At 67.8% G+C, this 15983-nt stretch carries 15 protein-coding genes; 10 read left to right on the plus strand and 5 right to left on the minus strand.

Features of this window, described 5'->3' with window-relative positions; genetic code table 11:
• Nucleotides 1–118 precede the first annotated feature (118 nt).
• A complete protein-coding gene (locus ABGA98_RS38860) occupies nucleotides 119–598 on the minus strand; it encodes a MarR family transcriptional regulator (protein ID WP_347623457.1) in 480 nt (159 codons plus the stop codon).
• Between the two features lie 111 nt (nucleotides 599–709).
• On the opposite strand from ABGA98_RS38860, the gene ABGA98_RS38865 reads away from it, so the two are divergent.
• Together ABGA98_RS38865 and ABGA98_RS38870 are read left to right on the plus strand one after the other, a co-directional pair.
• Complete coding sequence (locus ABGA98_RS38865) at nucleotides 710–1909, plus strand: MFS transporter (RefSeq protein WP_347623458.1); 1200 nt, start codon at nucleotides 710–712, stop codon at nucleotides 1907–1909.
• 36 nt (nucleotides 1910–1945) lie between these two features.
• The gene (locus ABGA98_RS38870; RefSeq protein WP_347623459.1) at nucleotides 1946–3034 is read left to right on the plus strand and encodes an amidohydrolase family protein; all 1089 of its coding nucleotides are present in this window, start codon (nucleotides 1946–1948) and stop codon (nucleotides 3032–3034) included.
• 541 nt (nucleotides 3035–3575) lie between these two features.
• Here ABGA98_RS38870 and ABGA98_RS38875 read toward each other — a convergent pair.
• Nucleotides 3576–3998, minus strand: coding sequence for a helix-turn-helix domain-containing protein (locus ABGA98_RS38875; RefSeq protein WP_347623460.1), 423 nt, complete (start codon nucleotides 3996–3998; stop codon nucleotides 3576–3578).
• An 87-nt stretch (nucleotides 3999–4085) separates the two neighbouring features.
• Here ABGA98_RS38875 and ABGA98_RS38880 point away from each other — a divergent pair, with 87 nt between their 5' ends.
• From ABGA98_RS38880 to ABGA98_RS38890, 3 genes are all read left to right on the plus strand, one after another.
• On the plus strand, nucleotides 4086–4904 hold the full coding sequence (locus tag ABGA98_RS38880) for an NAD(P)H-binding protein (RefSeq protein WP_347623461.1): 819 nt from the start codon (nucleotides 4086–4088) through the stop codon (nucleotides 4902–4904).
• A 452-nt stretch (nucleotides 4905–5356) separates the two neighbouring features.
• The gene (locus ABGA98_RS38885; protein WP_347623462.1) at nucleotides 5357–5701 is read left to right on the plus strand and encodes an SPW repeat protein; all 345 of its coding nucleotides are present in this window, start codon (nucleotides 5357–5359) and stop codon (nucleotides 5699–5701) included.
• A gap of 264 nt (nucleotides 5702–5965) precedes the next feature.
• Nucleotides 5966–6454, plus strand: a complete 489-nt coding sequence (locus ABGA98_RS38890; protein ID WP_347623463.1) for a hypothetical protein — start codon at nucleotides 5966–5968, stop codon at nucleotides 6452–6454.
• 170 nt (nucleotides 6455–6624) lie between these two features.
• Here ABGA98_RS38890 and ABGA98_RS38895 read toward each other — a convergent pair whose 3' ends face one another.
• Nucleotides 6625–7779 carry a DUF5685 family protein gene (locus ABGA98_RS38895; RefSeq protein WP_347623464.1) on the minus strand — a complete coding sequence of 385 codons (1155 nt, stop codon included), beginning with the start codon at nucleotides 7777–7779 and terminating at the stop codon, nucleotides 6625–6627.
• A 465-nt stretch (nucleotides 7780–8244) separates the two neighbouring features.
• On the opposite strand from ABGA98_RS38895, the gene ABGA98_RS38900 reads away from it, so the two are divergent.
• Complete coding sequence (locus ABGA98_RS38900) at nucleotides 8245–8541, plus strand: hypothetical protein (RefSeq protein WP_347623465.1); 297 nt, start codon at nucleotides 8245–8247, stop codon at nucleotides 8539–8541.
• A 690-nt stretch (nucleotides 8542–9231) separates the two neighbouring features.
• Nucleotides 9232–10611: a hypothetical protein gene (locus ABGA98_RS38905; protein ID WP_347623466.1), complete on the plus strand. Its 1380-nt coding sequence runs from the start codon at nucleotides 9232–9234 to the stop codon at nucleotides 10609–10611.
• A gap of 602 nt (nucleotides 10612–11213) precedes the next feature.
• Here ABGA98_RS38905 and ABGA98_RS38910 read toward each other — a convergent pair.
• A complete protein-coding gene (locus tag ABGA98_RS38910) occupies nucleotides 11214–11900 on the minus strand; it encodes a hypothetical protein (protein ID WP_347623467.1) in 687 nt (228 codons plus the stop codon).
• Between the two features lie 393 nt (nucleotides 11901–12293).
• Here ABGA98_RS38910 and ABGA98_RS38915 point away from each other — a divergent pair, with 393 nt between their 5' ends.
• Nucleotides 12294–13052, plus strand: coding sequence for an alpha/beta hydrolase (locus ABGA98_RS38915; RefSeq protein ID WP_347623468.1), 759 nt, complete (start codon nucleotides 12294–12296; stop codon nucleotides 13050–13052).
• Between the two features lie 341 nt (nucleotides 13053–13393).
• A complete protein-coding gene (locus ABGA98_RS38920) occupies nucleotides 13394–14125 on the plus strand; it encodes a WGR domain-containing protein (protein ID WP_347623469.1) in 732 nt (243 codons plus the stop codon).
• A 28-nt stretch (nucleotides 14126–14153) separates the two neighbouring features.
• Here ABGA98_RS38920 and ABGA98_RS38925 read toward each other — a convergent pair whose 3' ends face one another.
• Nucleotides 14154–14588 (minus strand): Rrf2 family transcriptional regulator, encoded by a 435-nt coding sequence (locus ABGA98_RS38925; RefSeq protein WP_347623470.1) that lies wholly within the window; start codon nucleotides 14586–14588, stop codon nucleotides 14154–14156.
• A gap of 128 nt (nucleotides 14589–14716) precedes the next feature.
• Here ABGA98_RS38925 and ABGA98_RS38930 point away from each other — a divergent pair, with 128 nt between their 5' ends.
• Nucleotides 14717–15466 (plus strand): SDR family oxidoreductase, encoded by a 750-nt coding sequence (locus ABGA98_RS38930; protein ID WP_347623471.1) that lies wholly within the window; start codon nucleotides 14717–14719, stop codon nucleotides 15464–15466.
• Nucleotides 15467–15983: the final 517 nt, after the last annotated feature.

Raw genomic sequence — 15983 nt, forward strand, 5'->3', positions numbered from 1 at the left:
GTGTATCTGCTGGCATGGGCACATCGCGGTTGGTGTCCGTTGTCATGGATCGATCGTCCGAGAACCCGACAAGCCCTCACCAGGACCGCTTTGACCTGGGACTTGCCGTACCACCCGATCAGGGCCGATCAGCGGGGTCGGCTGACTGACGGACCTTGGCCGCCACCGCCCGGAAGGCCCGGCCGATCGCCTCCCGTTCGGACGGGCTCAGCAGGTCGATGAAGTGCTCGCGCACGGTTTGCACGTTGTCCATGGCGGCCTTGACGAGCACCGCCCGCCCCGTCTCTGTCAGCGACGCGACCACACCCCGCTTGTCCTCGTCGTCGTTGCCTCGCTGGACGAGCCGGCGTGCCTCCAGCCGGGCGACGGTGTGCGACAACCGGCTTCGGGAGTAGTACGACAACTCGGCGAGTTCGGCCATGCGAAGGCGGCCATCAGGCGCCTCGGACAGCCGCACCAGGATCTCGAAGTCCGCCAGCGAGAGGTTGTGGTGGCGGCGAAGCCGACGGTCGCGCAGTTCCTGCAGCAGCGCCGACCCTTCGACGAAGGAGCGCCAGTCCCGCTGCTCGGCGTCGTCCAGCCATCCTGAATCACCCATGAGCCAAGGATAGTGGTTGATGATTTCAACTAGCACGGGTAACATTCCCGTCATGGTTGAGATCTTCAACTACATCGTGACGGACCCGTCCACGTCGCCGAGAGGAGCCCCATGAACGCGAAGCTGTTCACGCTCGCTTCAGGCAACTTCGCGGTCGGGGTCTCAACGTTCGTCATCGCGCCCATGCTCGGCCACATGAGCGCCGACCTGCACGCCGGCCGAGCCGTGGTCGGGCAGCTCATCGTGGTGTACGCGCTCGCCTACGCACTGGGCGGCCCGTTGCTCACCACTCTGGTCGGGCACCGGCCGCCACGACAGGTGCTGCTCGTCGCGCTGGCCGTGTTCGGCGTCGGCAACGCCCTGACCGCGGTCGCGATGGACTTTCCCGGTGCGGCCGCCGCGCGCGTGATCGCCGGTGTAGGCGCCGGCGTCTACACCGCCAACGCACTCGCAGTCACCCGTCGCCTGGTCACAGGAGATCGACAAGGACGCGCCGTGGCCGTTGTGGTGGGTGGCCTGACGACGGCAATCGTCCTGGGTCTTCCGGCCGGTGCGTGGCTGGGTAGCGCGACGAGCTGGCGATTGGCGCTCGGCCTGCTCGCACTCCTCGCCGCACTGCCGATGGCCGGAACTCTGTCACTGCCGGCGCTCGACGGGTCGCCGGCGGTCGCCCTCAGAAACCGGGTGGCGCCGCTGCGAGATCGGCGGGTTCTCGCCACTCTGCTGGCGACATGGCTGTGCCTGACCGCAAGCTGGACGGTGTACAACTTCATCGACGTGGTGCTGCTGCCGGCCACCGGAGGCGACCCGGACCGCCAGTTTTCGACGTTACTCGTCTTCGGGGCAGGAGCGGTGGCCGGCAACCTCCTCGCCGGACGGTTGGCGGATCGGTACGGTCCAGGTCGCACAATCGCGGCGGCCGCACCCGGGCTCACTGTCGCGGTCCTGGCGGTCCCGTTGGTGGCGGTCACCATGCCACTCGTGCTGCTGGGCGTCGGCGCCTGGGCGATGCTGCATTGGATGGTCAACGTCCCGCAGCAGTTGCGCGTCGCCGCGGCGGCGCCTGATGTGGCGCCCATCGTGCTCGGCCTTCACCAGAGCGCCATCTATCTCGGCATCAGCGCAGGCGGACTCGTCGGTGCCATCGGCTACAGCCTGGCCGGCCGTACCGGCATCGGCTACGCCGCGTTCACCACCGGGCTCCTGGCGCTGACCGCACTGTGGTGGTCGATGCGCACCCGGCCGGACAGCGGGCCGGGCATCAGCGCGACCGGCGCGGACGATGCCCATGGCAGCCACACCCGGAGCTGACCGGCTCAGCTCCATGAAGCAAGGTAAGGAAGGGTTATGAGTGATCGAGTTGCAGTCACCGGCGTGCGGGTCTTTGACGGACATCGGCTGTCCGCGCCACGTACGGTCGTCATCGCCGACGGCGTGATCGGCACCGACACTGACGGTGCCGAGGTCATCGACGCTGACGGTGGTGTGATGCTGCCCGGCCTGATCGATGCGCACATCCACCTCAGCGGCGAGAACACGCGGGACAAACTCTGCTCGTACGGGGTCACCACAGGGCTGGACATGGCGACCTGGCCGGCGCAGCGATTGGCCAGGCTGCGCGGCGTGCGGGGCGGGAGCGACGTGCGAAGCGCGGGCATCCCCGCCATCGGCCCGGGCGGCCTGCACTCGCGCATCCCGACGATGCTGGCCGACGCCATCGTCACCGGCCCGGAGCAGGCGGAGCCGTTCGTCGCCGCGCGGCTGGCCGAAGGCAGCGACTACATCAAAATCGTGGCCGATCCGGGCGAAGGCGGCCCGGACCAGGAAACCGTGACAGCCCTGGCGCGCGCGGCACACGCCCACGGCAAGCCGGTCGTGGTGCACGCCGTGTCCCAGGCCGCCGTCATCATGGCCCTCGATGCCGGCGCGGACATCATCACCCACGTCCCGCTCGGCCCACCACTGGACCTGCCGGTCGTGGCCCGGATCGCGGACGCCGGCTGCACCGTGGTTCCGACAATGACCATGATGGAAGGCATCGCGGCAACGATCGGACGGCCGGAGGGACTCGCGGGTGCCCGCCGCAGCGTGGGTCTGCTTCACCAGGCCGGGGTGCCGGTCGTGGCAGGCACCGACACGAACGACACGGCCGGCGTGCCGTTCCAGCCCGAAGCCGGCGCCAGCTTGCACCACGAGCTCGAACTGCTGGTCGACGCCGGTCTGAGCCCCGCCGAGGCACTACGCGCGGCCACCCGGCTCGCGGCCGGGGCATTCGGCCTGACCGATCGCGGTGCTGTCGAGCCAGGGCTGCGCGCCGACCTGGTCCTTATCGACGGCGACCCGCTTGCCGACATTCGCGCTACCCGGAATATCCGTCGCATCTGGTGCGGCGGCGTCGAGCACACTCCGGCTGGTCAGAACCGCGCCCCCTGGTAACCGTGAACCGGCTCCATCGAACCCAGGCACACCACCATCTCCACAAATCGCGGCGCAGTTTATTCCCTGCGCGGCTGGGTGAATAATTCCGCTACGGAAACTCCACCCGCGTCTTCGACAGGATCAGGACCTTCGCTCTCGCGAGACTCGCGTTATTCATCGCCAAGAGGCACAAGCGGGGCGCACGCCGCTGAACCGATGGGAGGTGTTTGCGATGCGCACCGCCGGTTGGGGCTGACCCTGACGCGGCGCCCGGGGAACACCATTTCCGGGCGCCGCCCACCCGACATCGGAGCGCCGAACTGGACGACCGTTGTTCACGGGCCAAGAAGGCCGCGGCTTTTCCCCAAGAACTTGTTTCTTCGTGGAGCTTGCGATTCTCCCGCTTCATCGCGAGTTCGCGCTCGCTCTTCTTCTCGCCCGCATCATGCGCCGGCGCCACGTCGTCGCCCCGGGTTCGCCGATAGGTGTTCACCCAATCTCCGAGCGTGGTGTCGTGGACCGGACGATCCGGGCCCCTCAGTTGACCACGTGCTGCGCGTCACCGGATCTCGTTGTCGGGGTAGTCGACGTCGTAGGCCTGACGGGCTTGTGCGATGGCTGCGCGGTGTCCCAGTGACCAGTCGGCGAGTGCTTTGACGAGGTGGGTGAGGCTCGCGCCGGTTTCGGTGAGGCGGTAGTCGACCTGGGCGGGTACGGTCGGGTACACGGTCCGGAGGACGAGGCCGTCTCGTTCCAGGCGGCGCACCGTGAGGGTCAGCATGCGCTGGGAAATCCCGTCGATGGCGCGCTGGAGTTGGCGGAAGCGCCGCGGCCCATTGGCGAGTTCGACGATCACGAGAACCGACCACTTGTCGCCCACCCGGTCAAGAACGTCTCGGATGCCGCAGTCCGGGTGATCCGGCTGTCCGCATGGTTCGAGCTCGGCGGCTCCAGCGGTTACATCAGTGTGCGTGGGTGACACGAAACTGCCTCCTTGCGAGCCGCCGGGCGCGGGTTCAGGATCTCACCGTAGTTACTGAAGAGAACCACGGCAGGAGACCAACCGCAAATGATCATGGTGACCGGCGCCAGCGGACAGCTCGCCTCCCTCACACTCGCTGAGCTGGACGAGCGAGAAGTACCTGCCCAGGGAGGGAGCCGCACTCCCACCGACGCACAGCGCCACCTTGACTTTGACGACCCCGCAACCCTCGACCTCACCGGCGTTTCGACCCTGGTCCTCGTCTCGGCCGGGTATGCCGAGGACGACCAGGTCATCGCGCGTCACCGGACTCTTCTCGACGCGGCAGGCCGCGACGACGTGGCCCACGTGATCTACACCAGCCTGACCGGCGCCGGGGATCACCTCGGGTTCGCACTCGCCCACCGGGCCACCGAGCAGATGATCAAGACCAGCGGGCTCGCGTGGACCATCCTCCGCAACGGGCTGTACGCCGAGCTCTTCGGTGCCTTGCTCGCCCGGACTCCCGACGGCCTGGAATCACCATTCGGTACCGGCGCGCTTTCCGCGGTAGCGCGGGCCGACCTGGCAGCTGCCGCGGCCGTTGTCGCAAGCGAGCCGATCGCTCATGTCGGCAGGGTCTACGACCTGGTTGGCTACCCGATCACCGCCGGCGACATCGCTGAGCGTCTCGGCGTCGCCCACCACACGATCGGGCTGGATGCGTACCGCACCCGCCTACTCAGCGATGCCAACCTGCTGCCATTCCAGCCGCCGATGCTCGCCTCAATCGCCACCAATGTCCGCCACGGCTTCCTCAGCAACAGCAGCCCCGACCTGGTGGGCCTGCTGGGTCGACCGCTCACAGATTCGCTCACCGTCGCCGCGGATGTCGCGGCCGGCGGTAGCAGGCTGGGTTCCGCGTGATCCGGTCCGTTCCCTTGTTGACCCGCTCGATCCGAGCAGTGAGCTGGTCGCGCATGTGCCGGGGCCGACTCCCGATGCACCGACTTGACGATGATCTTCCCGACGACCGTCTCGATGCACGCGGTCGGCCGTGTGCGCCGCCGGCCCGGCGTCACCGGAGAACGCCTCGTCGGTGTATCGCATGGCAGTACAGCCAAAGACCGCCGGTCAGCACCCACGCGCCGATGTCGATGAGGGGGAGAACCTGGGTCCGAGGATAGCCATCGGTCCATGAATTCACACGATCGTCACGCCCGCCCTCAACGGGCATGACCCCCGCGCGCCGTCGCGTTGCCACAAACCCGAACACCCAGACGTGGGATGATGGCTCCGTCCCAGAGCGGAACAGCCGGACGGATCAATTCTTTCTACAATCAACTGATCAGAAGTTTCCCGTCTGCGCGGAGGTTGATATGAAAGCATGGTCACGCTGGCAGGACTGGGCGATTCTGGCCGCCGGTCTCTACGGGATTCTCTCCCCACTCTGGTTCGACGGCGAGCGAGGAGCCACCGGCACGCTGCTCACCTTTGGGATCCTCATTGTCGGCACCGCCGTCGTAGCTCTCGCGAGACCGGCCATGGTGTGGGCGGAATGGGTGAATACCGTGTGGGGCACCTTGATGCTCACTGCCCCGTGGGCGTACGGGACGTACGACGACAACTGGGACGTGACGTTGACATCGGCGATCGTCGGTCTTGTCACGATGGCCCTCAGCCTCCATGCGGCGAACAAGGGCAATGCAGCACAGCGTAGCTGAAAACCGGCCTGTGAACCGAGGCGCCGCATTTGGCTACTTCGTCGCGGCACGCCGGATGATGGAGATCAAACGGCAAGAGACACCGCGGGCGGCCGCGCCGCTGAGGTGAGATCGTCGCGCTGGTCCGCGGGGTCAGCGGCCGCCGGACTGCTGCCGTCGATGGACAGGGCTGGGACTGCTCCGATAACGCCGTGATGGGGTGAACCCGGGCAAAGCCACTACCGGCGACGACAACGGGCGGCCGGCATGGCAATCGCCGCAGCAATGAAAACCCCGAAAACCGACGCTTCCGTACGGACCATCGCCCTGGACGCCGACACCGCCACGATGCTGCGCACCCACCGGCAACGACGACTTCAACAACGACTGGCCACGGGAGAGGCGTGGGCCGACACCGGGTTCGTCTTCACTCAGCCGGACGTCAGCCGACTCCACCCGCAACACGTCTCCGACCCATTCCAGTGGCTCGCCTACCTGGCAGCCGGGGTGGAGATGAAGGTGGTGCAGGAAACACTCGGCCACACCTCCAGCGCCTTCACCGCCGACACCTACACCTCCGTCTACCCCCAGGCCGCCAGGGCCGCGGCCGAGAAGACCGCCGCTCTGCTGCCCAGCGAAGAACACCAGAGCACGGGCAGGCAGACTCATCTCGCTGCGAGGCCGACAGTCGGATTACGCGTCCGGCCCCGCAGTCGCCGCCTGCTCGCGGCGAGGCGGGGCCACTGCTCTTCCCGCAGCAGCCGGAGACGGTGAATGGATCATGATGTGTGCGGGATCGGTGCACCCGAGCACGCACCGAGCGCGGCTGACCGCCGGTGCTGAGGTCTGACGGCACGCTCCGGGGGTCGCGATCCTGACCGGGCGCTTCGGCATCGGCCACCGGGCTTATCGCCCAGACCCTGCTGACGTGACTCCCACGGCGGTCAGTCGCAGCCGCAGCCGTCACAGCAACAGCCGTCCTCGCCCGGGCAGCAGGAACAGCAGTTGCCGCAGCAGTCGTAGCCGGAGCAGTCGAAGCGCTCACAGAAGGAGCCCTCGCGGTCCTCGTCCCAGGCGGGCCGGTACAGGCCGCACGTGCAGCAGGTCAGCGCGGCACACGCCAGCGACAGCAGCCCACCGGGATCCTGCTTCGGCGAACGTCCTCCCGGCGGCGCGCCGGGATCGCCGGGCGCGTGTCCGGGCGGGTGGCCGGTGCCGTGGGTTCCGGCGGTGGCGAAGGCTCGGGAGACGGCGCTGCCGGTCTCCCGCACCAGCAGGGCGCGCGTCAGGCCGGGGCGGGGCAGGTCCAGCTCGTCCACGGCGGCGCGCAGCTCGGCGTGCGCGGCGTCGCAGTGGCGGCGCGCCTCGTCCAGGCCGGTGCCGGTGGCGGCCAGCGGGTTGTACGCCCCGGACGCCCGGTCGTCGGCCAAGTCCTCCACCGCGTCGATCAGGTGTGCCAGCTTCCCGAATCCGCGACCGGCCGCCTCCAGGGCCTCCCGATTGTGCGGCTTCCCCGTGAGCACCGCGGTGTGCGCGAACGCGGCGGCGACGGCGTCCTCGGTGGGCCCCGTCAACTCCCGTAACCCGGGCGCCGCGCTGCTCCCCGGGGGCGCCTGGGCTGGGGTGCGTTCCAGGAGGGCCTGGCGGTCGGCCGCTGCCGTCAGCGGAGTGGGGTCGAACCCCAGCGTGCCGGCCATGGCCGTGCCGGCCGAGGACCAGCGGCCCGCCAGGCGAGTGGCGCCGGCGGCCACCGGGCCGCGGGCGTACACGCCGTCCCCGTCCGCCACGTGGTCGCTCACCTTTCCGGCCGCCAGGAGCAGCGACACCGAGGCCGCCAGCCGTACCCCCTCGGACTCCACTACGTCGGCGCCCTTGAAACCGCGTAGCGCACACGGGCCCGCCCGCCGGCGCGACGCGGACGTGGGCGACTGGGCCTCGGTGAGGACGGATACGAGCAGGCCGTCGTAGTTGGTCACCAGGCGCGACAGGTGTCCGTGCTCGTCGCGGAGCGCCAGGCAGAGCCCGCACAGGTGACCCATCCAGTCCGCGTAGAGCCCCTTGCACATGACGTGCCGACACGGACGGACAATGCCGAACATGTGTCCCCTTATGTGCGTATTTGAGAGCCAACCGTAGCACCAGGCCGCCGGAAGATACCGCGGCGGCGAACGGATCCGCAGGAAGGAGACGGTGCCCTCACCGACCGGCCTGGAGCACTGTGCAGCTCAGAACGAATGGCCAGCGGCAAGTCGTTACGTCTGGGCCCACACCTGTCCAGCTTGGGATCATCCACCAAAGCAAATACACCCTCTGTCGACGTGGTGCAGGCCCGGCGAGGGCGCTGAGCTCGTCGCGGTCGCCGCAGCGCGACTGCGTCGTCGCGATGCGGCCCGACGGCGCCGCTTCCTTCCGGTTCACCGACTTCGACCGCACCTTGGGGGAACCGGGCGAGTACGGATGCACGCCGAACGTCTACCTGTACCCACGACGACCCACTAACGATCCCCGCGCCGCCACGGTCGGCCCCGGCGGCGCGAGACCTACACGGCTGGTACAAATGGGGCATGAGCGAATCCGTCTGGTATCCCCCGCGGCGGAACGTGCCGGCGGCCCGGCGTGTCTACAGTCGGACGCACCGTGTGTGGGCCCGCGTGCTCCTTTGGACGCCGATCGCGCTCACAGTGGCCGGTGTCGTCCTCGGCCTGGGGCTGTTCGCGGCCGCCGACGCCGACCCGACGCACAATTCGTCCGCGCTCGGCTATCTCGGCCTCGTTGTGTGGGGCGCCCTCGCGGTCCTTTCACCGGTCCTGCTCGGGTCATTCATCGCCGGGCTGGTCATGCTGAACCGCACGCGCAGTTGAGGTCGCGGCGGGACGCGGCCCGACACAGAGTGCCGCTGCGCAGGCAGCCAGGCGGAGAAGCGGCGCCGGGGCGGAAGGCGGGTGTACTGGATCGATGCCTACACCAGCGTGCCCCGGTCGGGGTTCGTCGAACCAGTCGCCTGGCAGCCATGGCGGCTGCCGCTTGCGCCAGCCGACGAGCGCCGGCCACTCCTTCCAACGCTGCCGCCACATCCTGCAGCGCGGCAGGGTCGACGCCGTGCAGCGCGTGCGGATCCAGTTCCGGGATCACGGCAAGCCGCCACCTGTTGGCCACGTACTCCAGAAATCTCACACGTGTGAGGTTCCACGACACGTGCCGCACCTGCGCGTCCTGGCTGAGCCATTCCAGGACGGGCACGCGCGCGGCGTAACCGAAACCGCCGGGGATCAGTATGCCGTCCAGACAGTCGTTGCCCGTGCTATGGCGAGGACGTCGTGTTACGTTGTAAGCGCCTCGTCGAGCTGCGGGCTCGGTGGGGTAGGGATAAGCGGGTCGGCTGGGCCGGGCTGTTGGCACTCGCTTGAGATACAAGCTGCAGTGGTGTCGATGGTCATGGGTTCGATTCCCACCGCGCATGTCATCGTGCGCACGCCCGGCGGTCTCCACACGTTCGGCGCGGAGACCGTTGTGCCTTTCTTCGCGCTCGATGGCTCAGTACTGTCGCCCTTATGGCACGAGTACGGAACCTGGCCACACGCAGCCAGTTCGTGAACGTACAACTGCCCGTGGCGGATCTGCGGTCACTCATCGGCTCAGAAACAGGCCGAATTCTTCGTCCCACTTGGCCCGATCCAGATGTCGGACAGGAGTTCGTCCGGGGCCTAGGCGTGGTCAGGAGCCTGCCCGGGTTCGGGACGGCGGCCCTCGGATGGAGAGGAGAGCAGACCTACATCGACGCGTCGCGGCTGGTCCGGTTCACGCCTGGCTGGTTTGATCGTTCGGCTGTCTGGATCAAGCCGACACACCGGCGCCTGCTGGGGGCCGGCATTGCCTGGCGGGTTGATCTCGGCATGGTCGTCAAGTGGCGGGAGGGCGTCGGCCCACGCACGGCCAACGCGCTCGCCACCAGGGTGCTCAGCCTGCCGATTCGCATCGGCCAGTTGGACCGTCCTCTTGCCGAGTCCGGCCGGGCACTGACCGCCAAGCTCCTGGCGCTGACCACTCATGCGGGTCACCTGCCGGACCGGCGATGGATGGTCGCCGGGCGCCCGCTCGTCCTCATCAACGAGTATGAAACCGGCCACGGCAAATTGAAGATCTTGACGGCTCCGGTGAGCTGGAACAACCGGCCCATGTCCATGTTCGTCCTGCGCCGCGGCAACTACTACACGAGCGAGGTCCGAAGGCTGCGCCACGCGCTGTGGCGGTCTTACCAAGAACTGGAGACTCTGCGGTTAGTGCTCCGGACGTGGCGCTCTCAGCAGGTCGAGTTCGACCCCAAGCAACTGCGCGACTACCTCGCACCTCAGTTGAAGCTGCTCTCGAAGCGAGCGAGAGACACCTATGACCAACCCACGCTGCTCGGCATCGCGGCCGAGGCGACCGGGTTCGACATCGGCGACCTGGCGGCCCTCGCCGTCGACCTCGGGCGGGAGAGCAAGGGCATCGTACGCAGCCTCGAGAACGTGATCAACGCATTGGAGGCGGCCAAGCGGGAGCGGGACACACCCAAGACAATCAACTTCCTCTCTGTCCAATGGAGGACCCGTATGCAAGGCGACAGCTACACCTTTCACGACAGGGCAGCCGGGGTTTTCGGCCACGACAACTCGGTCTCTGGCGGAAGTTTCACCGCCGGGGACACCTCGGTGCCGGCGCTGGACGAGCTCATGAGCGCTATAGCCGGGCTGAAGTCACAGCTGGCACCCGAGCGCGCCGAATTCCTGGAGGAGGCGGCGCAGGAGCTGAGAGGAGCTACGGACGACCCTCGGCGAGCCGAAACGATTTTGGAGAGGATCGGCGGGATCGCCGCCCTGGGGGGAACCGCAGGGACCGCCGTCATAGAAGCGGTGCAGTCAGTAGCCGGAGCGCTGGGCATCGGCCGGTAACCCTATCCCGCTCGAAAACACGGCGTCGGCCAGGGTGTCGTGGAGCAGACCGAGGTCACCGGTGTCGCCGTGCTCCTCCGCCATCCCCAGGGCGAGCCGTAGCTCGTGCAGGGCTTCCTCGCATCTTCCTTGGCGGTAATAGACCCCGCCCGGTTGTTACGAACGTGGGCCTCGTGGTCCCTGCGGCCCGCCCGTTCGGTGTTGACGGGGGCCGTCTTGAACGCGGTGAGCGCGTCGTCATAACGGCTCATGACTGTGTCTTGGTTCTGCAGCTAATCGCGGTTCTAGGGCATGATTCGGCGTAATGATGCAGGTCGGCGGCACATCATCGACGATTTCTTATCCGAGGTGGGAGATTTCTCAGTCTCGGCGCTGAGGCGGGCACATGCGAGAACGGCTCCGAGATCGCACTCGCAGCATGCGGTCGGAGCAGGGCCCCGGCGGCGCGAGACTTCTCCTTGATCCTTGTAGCAACGATGGAGCGGGTATCGCCCGCACCTGCCATTGAGCAGGGGACCACGTTCGGGCCCGACAGGGTGGAGCACACGATCGCGGCGATCGCCGAGCAGGCAATCGACTGACCGACGTTACGGACTAGAGGGTCAATTCCGGACGAAGTAGCGCCGGTGAACCGCGGTTTCGAACCAGTCGACGTCCAACCGGTGCCCCGCCAACGTGAACGCGAGTTCCAGGAAGGCCCCCTGCCGTTCGTCATAAGGATGCGGCGGGAACAGCGGCAGGTCCCCCAGGCGGTCGTCGAGACCGTGAGGATCCTCACCTCCGGCGAATCGAAGGCCGCCGCTGTCGACCACGGTCAGGACCCGACCGTCGACCGCCCGCCGGAGGCTGAGCCGCGTGTTCAGGTTGGCGAACAGGTTGAGGACCTCGACCCCATCGGCTGAAATCTGCTCGATCTTCACCTTGCCATGCCAGCCCAGAGGCTCCATCACGACGACGCGGTCACCCGCGCGTCCGCATACGATCACGTGCGGCGCGTTGTGGCCAGGGTATGACGGCAGCTCGCCTCTCGCCTTGGCAATGGTGCACTCACGGACGTCGTCCAGGGTCGCGCCGAACCGCCGCGCGACCTCGTCCGGATCGGCGAGTTCGACCCAGGTGAGACAGCAGGACTCGGCCAGACCCTCCCCTACGAAGAGCCGGTAGTTCTCGGCGAATCTCCCGCCGCCTGAAATGCCTGGCCGCATATGCTTCCTTCCCAGCCTGCAAATCGTGTTCGCCCACGACCAGGGCCGCATTTCCAGCGTGGGTGGGTCTGGGACGACGATCACATCGTAAGTCTGCTGGCCTCGGTCTCTCGCTCGTTCCCGATCGGCGCCGTGATGACGCTGGAGACCGGAAACGCTGACGTGCGCTTCCAGCCCCAACTACTCGAGGGAGTCCAGAATTCTGCGTCGGCGGACGTACCGAAGTGGCTATCCGCAGTTTGCCGTGGTGGCCTGCTGATTCAAGCGTGTGCGCCGCCGGCGTGTCTGCCGGTGGCTGCGTAGCAGGATACGGGCCTGGTAGTGCGCGTCCGGTGCGCTTGATGTGCCTGCTCGTGGTGTTCGCGGCCTCGGAACGGGCGTTGGCGACCCGGATTTCGATCTCGTCCCACCGTCGCCGGCCTGGCCGCCCGGTTAATTGGCTCGCCGCGTCAGCGGGAATGCCGATGTAATCCTGCCATGCGCATCGCCTCAGAAACCGTCGCTGACGGCATCCGCGAACAGCTCTTCACCATCGGAGATATCCCCGGAGTGCTGTGGACGCCCGCCGAGGGCTCCGGTCCCCATCCGCTGGTCCTGATCGGGCACGGCGGCGGCCAGCACAAGAAGGGATGGGAGGTCGTTTCCAGGGCCTTCCCGTACGTCACCTCCTGCGGCTTCGCGGTCGCCTCGATCGACGCTCCAGGTACCGGCGACAGGCCGGAGCACCCGGAGATCCGGCGGCTCGTCGCGCTCATCCAGGAACGGGAGGCCGCGGGCGAGCCTTTCGGCCCGGCGTGGCCTGCCCTCAACGAGACCGTGGCAGCGCAGCTCATACCCGACTGGCAGACCACCCTGGACGCGCTCCAGACATTGGACTCCGTCGGCGACAGCTGGCCCATCGGGTACTACGGCCTGTCCCAGGCCGGTGAGATGGGCATCCGCCTCGTCGCGGCCGAGCCTCGGATCAAAGCCGCCGTCCTCGGCCTCGTCGGAAGCGACTGGCTCATCGACACCGCGGCGCGGATCACGATCCCTGTCGAGTTCGTGCTGCAGTGGGACGATGAAGGCAATCCGCGGGACACAGTCATGAAGCTCTTCGACGCGCTCGGCTCCGCCGAGAAGACCCTGCACGCCAACCCCGGCAGCCACTTTCGCGTCCCGTCCTTCGAGATCGACAGCTCGATCCGGTTCTTCGCCCGGCACCTGGGCGGCTCTGGTGTCGCGAGCCGTTCCTGACACCACCGGCGCCACGCCGACGCGCGGTCCGCCGCCAGTGCCAGGTGCGCTCGCGCCGCTAGTCCGGACGCACGAAGTCGACCCGCTCCAGCGGAGCGTTCCCTGGATCGGCAAGGTGCCCGTACTCGTTCCGGCGATGCCGGCTGGCCCGCGTGGGACAACCGCTGACGGCCTTCATCCAGATGCGTCGCGCACTCGGCCGCTGCCTGCTCAAGACCACCGCTGCCGAGGACCTTCCCCAACCTCCCCGGCTGGCCTTCCCCTCTACTTTGTCGGTCGTTCACGCCATACTCGCCGCTGTCGATCAAGAGGCTGACGGGATGCAGGGTGGCGGTATCGGCATGAGTATGGAGCGCACGCTGACGTTCGTCGGCGGAGGTTCGGCCAAGCTCTGGGAAGTGCGCCAGGACGGCGCGGAGCTGCACGTCCGGTATGGACGGCTGGGCGCGGCCGGTCAGACGCAGGTCAAGTCGTTCGGCTCGGCCGCCGTCGCCACGGCGGCCGCGGACAAGCCGGTGGCGGAGAAGTTGCGCAGGGGCTACACGGAGGACGAAACGGCCCCCTCGTCGCAGGGAGCCTCCTCGCCGCAGGCGGCTTCCCCGGTGGCTTCGCCTGCAGCCGCCGGCAGCGTTGAGGACGAGGACCGGCTGACGTTGCCGCCCACCTGGTTGCGCGCTCTCCACCCCCGGCGGGGCGGAGCGAAGGTCTCCGTGAAGCGGCCGGACGCGAGCGCGCCCAAAAAGCTGGCCGCCGAGCTGGGCGAACGCCGGAAGGTGCTCGCCGACATGGTGGCGAAGTGCCCGGATCCGGAACTCACGTCTGCGGGCGCGGCGTACCTGACAGGGGAGCCCGCCAGCAGCACTGGGCGCAGCGGTGGTCGTCAGGGCGCTGGCCGCGTTCCTGCCATGGACCGAGCGCGAGGCGGTGGCCGTGACCGAGCTGGCCTCGCTGGATTACTCTCCGCCTGGTCGCCGGGGCAGGTGAGCGACGACGAGCTGACCGCCAGGATCGGCGCCCGCCTGATGACCGCCGCCCGCCGTACCGCAAGGACCGGATACACCTCCGGTCACTGACCCCCGAAGGCCTTACGGGTCGGACCACTTAGCGAGGTGCTGCGAGAACGTCCTGAAGTACATCCTGCAGCGTGACGCGTGCCAGTTCGCGGCGGAGGGTCTCCTCGATGCCGTCGTAGATGCGCTGCATCGCCGGCTGGATGCCGTAACCCACCACGCATCCCGCGTTCGGGGCGGCGCGGTGCAGCGCGAACAGCGGGCCGGGTTCCACCGCTTCGTACACGTCGAGCAGCGTCATCGACTCCAGGTCGCGCGCCAGCGACCAGCCCGCACCCACCCCACGCCGGGACTCCACGAGCCCCGCCCTGCGCAGGTCGCCGAGCAGCCGCCGGATCACCACGGGATTGGTGCTCGCGCTGGTCGCGATCTGCTCGGAGGTGGCGATTTCATGGCCCTGGCGCTGGTAGAGGCCGATCCAGGCCAGCGCGTGGGCGGCGATGGTCAACCTGCTGTTGGCGCTCATGAACTCGTTCCTCTCGATCGCAACTCTCGATGTTACGGCAACTGTCGTAACAACTATGGTTGCGACAAGCTGTCGTAACCATTACTGTTACGACAATCCGAAGATGGTCAACCAGTGAGGTGAGAAGAATGAACAAGCCGCTGACAGGCAGGGTCGCCTTGGTCACCGGCGGGTCCCGCGGGCTGGGAGCCGCGACCGTACGGCTGCTCGCCGAGCAGGGCTCCGACGTCGCGTTCACCTACGTCAGCTCCGACAAGCAGGCGCAGGCCGTCGCCGACGAGGTACGCAACAAGGGAGCGAAGGTCGCCGCGTTCAAGTCCGACCAGGCGGACATGAGCCAGGCGCCGGCGCTGATCGACGACGTGGTCGCGCACTTCGGCGGCCTGGACATCCTCGTCAACAACGCGGCGATCTCAGTCAACGCTACGGTGGACGACCCGAATGCCGACACCGCCGCGCTGGATCGCATGCACGCCACCAACTACCTCGGCGTGATCGCCATCATCCGGGCCGCCTCCCAAGTACTGCGCGAGGGCGGCCGCATCATCACGGTGAGCTCCGGACTCGGCAGCCGAGCCGGCGTCCCGGGCGTGGCCGACTACGCCGCAACCAAGGCAGGAGTCGAGCGGTACACCATGGGCGTCGCCCGCGACCTCGGCCCCCGGAACATCACGGCCAACGTCGTAGAAGCCGGAATGATGACGGACGGCATGGAACACCCGGACCCCGAAACCATCAAGGCCCTGCTCAGCTCGCTGTCCCTGCAACGCATGGGACACCCCGACGAGATCGCCGCGGCGATCGCCTTCCTGGCGAGCCCCGCCGCGTCGTACGTCACGGGCGCCGTGCTGGACGCCCACGGCGGCTACAACGCCTGAGCCGCAGCGCCGCCGGCGCACCCCATGCCGGAACATAGGGAGTGATGCATCCGGGATGTATCCCGAGTTTCCGCCACTCACGGAAATTTGAGCGCAGTAGCGGCCGATGGCATCGATGATCTGGTCGGCGTTCTTGGTCCAGGTGAAGGGGCGGGCATTCTCGTTCCAGCGCTGGTCGAGGAGAACCAGTCCCGATCGAGGAAGCTCCCGGTGACCGAGGTCCGGCCCAGCTTTGGCCCGTTCCCTGGCTGAGGGCCGAAGGATCGCGCTCGACCTCGAACCCAGCCGTCAAGCTGGCTTCTCCGATGTCGGAGACAGTTGCCGCCGATTGCAGGGTCAAGGCATTGGTGACGATGGCCGGGCTCGTGGATCAGGGTGGTCTTGCCGAGTCAGGTCGAGCCGCCCATCGACAAGGATGCGCATGATCTCTCCGCTTGCCGGGCTTGGCTCCGGCGGTGCGGCCGTTTCTGACCAGCGTCGCGCAGAACCGCCTGTACGCCGCGTGGTGGCTGGCCGC

The sequence above is a fragment of the Nonomuraea sp. B1E8 genome (genome assembly GCF_039871515.1).
GTDB lineage: Bacteria > Actinomycetota > Actinomycetes > Streptosporangiales > Streptosporangiaceae > Nonomuraea.